This window comes from Mangrovactinospora gilvigrisea, from assembly GCF_001879105.1.
GTDB classification, from domain to species: domain Bacteria; phylum Actinomycetota; class Actinomycetes; order Streptomycetales; family Streptomycetaceae; genus Mangrovactinospora; species Mangrovactinospora gilvigrisea.
Map to the genome: position 1 here is coordinate 1 of NZ_MLCF01000184.1, position 4,158 is coordinate 4,158.

The window sequence follows — 4,158 nt, forward strand, 5'->3', positions numbered from 1 at the left end:
TCGACGAACTCCGAGCCGCCGGACACGACGCGGTCGCCGCCCAACTCGCCGGCACCGTCGCCGGCGCCGTCGAAACCAGAGACGGCATCTTCGAAACAGCCCGGCAGTACGCCTCCTGCCTGCTCGACCCCGCTGTGGCCGCGTGGGTGACACCGCACCGGAACATCCCGGAGTTCGACCCGCACGCCTTCGTCGCCTCCCGCGACACCCTCTACCTGCTGTCCAAGGACGGCGGCGGCTCCGCCTCCGCACTGATCGCCGCCGCCGCCGACGCCGTGATGCGCGCCGCCGTCCAACTCGCCGAACGCTCCGGAGGACGGCTCGATCCGCCACTGCTGGCAATCCTCGACGAGGCCGCCAACGTCTGCCGCATCAAGGACCTGCCCGACCTGTACTCCCACCTCGGCTCCCGCGGCGTCATCCCCCTGACCATCCTGCAGTCCTACCGCCAGGGCCAGCGCGTGTGGGGCGAGACGGGCATGGACGCCCTGTGGTCCGCGGCCACCGTCAAAGTCATCGGATCCGGCATCGACGACGCCGACTTCGCCGACAAGCTCTCCCGCCTGGTCGGCGACCACGAAGTCGAAGCCCTCTCCACCTCCTCCACCGACACCGCGCTGGGCAAGAACATCTCCGTCTCCACCCGCATCGAACGCCTCCTTCCCCCCGACGCCATCCGCGCTCTCCCCAAGGGCACCGCGCTGCTGTTCGCCACCGGCACCCGCCCCGCCCGCCTGACCCTGCGCCCCTGGTATCGCGACGCGGACGCCCAGCAGTTGGCCGCCGCCTCCGCCAAGGCCACCGCCGGCATCACCGCCCGCGCCAACGCCAAGCACACCGGCCCCACCGACTGGCACCTGCCGACCTGATACTCCGCCGCACGATGCCACGCAATGGAAGGAAGAGCAGATGGAGTTTCGCCGCGGCCAGCGCATCACGCTGGTCCACACCGACGACCCGCACACCGAGCTGCGCCCCGGGACCGCCGGGACCGTTCTGCGCTTCGACGAGGACCAGCAGGTCCTGTCGGTGAAGTGGGACGACGGCTCCACCCTGGCCATGCTCCTCGATGAGGGCGACGAGGTCAGCCTCCTCGACAACCCGCACAACATGTCGGCCCCCAGCGAGACCCTCGCGCCGAACCTCCGCAACGACCGCGGGCACGGACGCGGACGCTGAGGTTGCCCGGCATCCGCGACGTCATCCTGGACCTGTTCGCCGGCCCCGGCGGCTGGGCGCAAGGACTGGCCATGCTGGGCCGCCGCGACGTCGGGCTGGAGATCGACCCCTTGGCCTGCGCCACCCGCGCAGCCGCCGGCCACCTGACGATCCGGTGTGATCTGGCCGCCTACCCAGTGCGGCCGTTCATGCTGCGGGTGGTGGGGCTGATCGCCTCACCTCCGTGCCAGTCCTACTCCACCGCCGGCCACCGCCTGGGCCTGCTCGACCAGCCCCTGGTCCTCAAGGCCATCACCGACCTGGCCGCCGGCCGCGACACCCGCACCGAACTCCTGGCCCAATGTCGCGACCCGCGCTCCCTGCTCGCGGCCGAACCCATGCGCTACCTCGCCGCCCTCCTCCCCCACGGCCTCCCCCTCTGGGTCCTCATGGAAGAGGTCCCCCTGGTCCTGCCGCTGTGGCGGGCCTACGCCCACCTGCTGCGCCCTGCCGGGTTCTCCGTGTGGACCGGCATCCTCAACGCGGCTGATTTCGGGGTCCCGCAGACCCGGCGCCGCGCCATCCTGATCGCCTCCCGCACCCGACCCGCCGCCCCGCCCGAACCCACCCACGCCCAACACCCCGAACCCGCCCTGCTCTTCGGCACCCCGCGCCTACCGTGGGTGTCGATGGCCCAGGCGTTGGGCTGGGGAGCGACCACCCGGCCCAGCCCCACCGTGCTCGCCGGCGGACCGGCCACCGGCGGGCCGGAGGCCTTCGCCTCCGGATCCCGCGCCACCCTGACCCGTGCGCAGGCCGAGGGGCAGTGGCTGCTGCGCTCCTCCAGCCAGGCCCACGCGTGCCTCCGCCCCGCCACCCAGCCGGCGGCGACCGTCCTGTTCGGCCACCGCGGCAACGACGTGCGCTGGATCCGACAGCCCGACGGCATTCACCAAGGCGAGACCGAGTCCGTGCGGATCACGGACCGGGAGGCCGCTCTCCTGCAGACCTTCCCCGCCGGCTACCCCTTCGCCGGCCCCGCCACCCGGCGGCTGGAGCAGATCGGCAACGCCGTCCCGCCCCTGCTCGCCGCCCACCTGGCCGCACCCCACCTCGGCCTCACCCGCGCCGACGTGCAGCTGGCCGCCTAGCCGCGCCCAACCGACACGATCAGGAGGACCCGCCCATGGCCCCAGACGCCGCCGAGCACGACCTCGCCCAGCTGAACGCCGCGCTCCAGGCGCTGCGCTCGGTCCAGGTCTTCGCCCACCTGGACTACCTCCGCCGACCGCGGACAATCAGGCAGCTCGTCGACCACTTCAACATCACCGATGTGGCAACCCGGATCCGGATGCGCACCCTTCGGGCCAACGGCCTCTGCACGCAAAGCCGCGACGAGATCCCCGCCACCTACGCCATCACCGACCGCGGACGGCAGGCCCTGGAGCTTGGCAAGGACCTCGCCTCCTGGGCCCGCGCCGTCGGCCTGGCCGGCGGGTCCGCACCAGACCCCGAGGCGGCGGTGGACTTCCTGGCCAAGCCGCGGATCACCGCCATGCTGATCGCGCTGCGCGACGGCCCGATGAACACCGTCGACCTGACCAAGCACCTGGGTTTCGGAACGACCTGGTCGGCCACCCCCCATTGGCAGGCCCTGCTGAATGCGCGCCTGCTCCAGATCACCCAGGACTGGAGCTACTCCGGGGGCCGTGGACGCACCGCCCGCGTCCTGGGACTGACCGACCAGGGCCGGTCCGCCCTTCCGCTGCTGCAGCGCCTGACCAACTGGCAGAACGAGACCGCACCGGCAGCCGCCGCGCCCTCACCCCGAACGGCGCCCACGACCAGCAGCCCCCAGGACACGTCTCCCCCGCAGGACCGCACCCGCACCCTCAGCGAGACGGCCCGAGCCGCAGCCACCGCCGCCAGCTCATGGCCTGCCCCCGCTGCTTCCATCGACCGGCAGATCGAAGAAACCACCCACAAGACGCTCGACCAGCTCCGGGACGACTTCGAGCACAACCAGGAGCCGGGGCTGCACTCCGTCCTGCTCCACCAGCGCGACCACCTGGTCGCCGCCGAGCAGGCCGTGGCCGACAGCCGGATGCGGCTGATCGAGTTGGCCGGCGAGCACACGGGCCGGCTTCCGGTCGCGGCCATCGTCAAGGAGGCCAGCCAGCTGGCCCAGGCCACCGCCGAACGCGACACCCTGCACAACGCATTGAGAAGCACACTCGCCGCGACCCGCCGCGACGCTGCAGCAACCCACAACGCCCGCCCCTGCGCACGTACGCACCACGATCTCGGCGACCGCTGCCCCGGCGCCCCAGGCGCACAACCTCTTCCTCGCACCCCCTCCCGTCGCCGGAAACTCTGACGCACCGTCTCCCCACCGCTGACGTACCACCCCTGCCACAAGCAGCCAGCACGACGCCCCGAGGCGTTGTGCCCGCTCTACCCCCAAGCGAGCGGAAGGCAGACGATGCCCAAGATCCCGACCGGCCCACCAGCCCAACCAACGCTCCGCCGACAAGCCGAAGCAGTCGCCCAACTCATCGCCGCCATCCATCCGCGACACGGTCGCACCGCCACGGTCGTGCGCGACGCGCTGCTCACAGGTCCGGTCACCGTCGCGCGGGTGAAGGCGGCGATCCGGGCCGCCACCGCACTCGCGGCAGATCTTCAGTCCATCCCGCCGGCGTCCTCACCCGCCCAGGAGTCCACCAGCGACGCGGCCGAGGAGCTGCACGCCGCGCTGCGGCTTCTGGAGCGCTTGCACCAGCGGCATCTCGACGGCCACGCCCTCAAGGACGCCGCGCACGAGGCCGCCGAAGGCATGCGACCCCACCTGCTTCGCGCCCGCCTCCACGCCCTCACCGCAATCACCCAACTCCCCGACGAACCCGACCAGCCCCAACCCGACCTGCGGCTGGCGCCGCCCGCTCCACAAGCGCCCCCACCGTTCACTCACGACCAACATCGATGAGCCCGGGAGGACCT

5 protein-coding genes are annotated in these 4,158 nt (G+C 72.2%); all 5 read left to right on the top strand.

Going from position 1 to position 4,158, the window contains the following annotated elements:
• The coding region (locus BIV57_RS23050; RefSeq protein WP_175548837.1) for a type IV secretory system conjugative DNA transfer family protein at positions 1–869 on the top strand (869 nt) is incomplete at its 5' end.
• A 40-nt stretch (positions 870–909) separates the two neighbouring features.
• Positions 910–1,179 carry a DUF4314 domain-containing protein gene (locus BIV57_RS23055; protein ID WP_071658807.1) on the top strand — a complete coding sequence of 90 codons (270 nt, stop codon included), beginning with the start codon at positions 910–912 and terminating at the stop codon, positions 1,177–1,179.
• A gap of 11 nt (positions 1,180–1,190) precedes the next feature.
• Complete coding sequence (locus BIV57_RS23060; RefSeq protein ID WP_071658810.1) at positions 1,191–2,309, top strand: DNA cytosine methyltransferase; 1,119 nt, start codon at positions 1,191–1,193, stop codon at positions 2,307–2,309.
• A gap of 35 nt (positions 2,310–2,344) precedes the next feature.
• Positions 2,345–3,535, top strand: a complete 1,191-nt coding sequence (locus tag BIV57_RS23065) for a hypothetical protein (RefSeq protein WP_071658808.1) — start codon at positions 2,345–2,347, stop codon at positions 3,533–3,535.
• Positions 3,536–3,754: 219 nt separating this feature from the next.
• Complete coding sequence (locus BIV57_RS24745) at positions 3,755–4,144, top strand: hypothetical protein (protein ID WP_139275779.1); 390 nt, start codon at positions 3,755–3,757, stop codon at positions 4,142–4,144.
• Positions 4,145–4,158 lie beyond the last annotated feature (14 nt).

Bases quoted from the DNA above. Each gene is read 5' to 3' on its own strand.
- BIV57_RS23055 (WP_071658807.1), top strand. From the start codon at position 910: ATGGAGTTTCGCCGCGGCCAGCGCATCACGCTGGTCCACACCGACGAC.
- BIV57_RS23065 (WP_071658808.1), top strand. From the start codon at position 2,345: ATGGCCCCAGACGCCGCCGAGCACGACCTCGCCCAGCTGAACGCCGCG.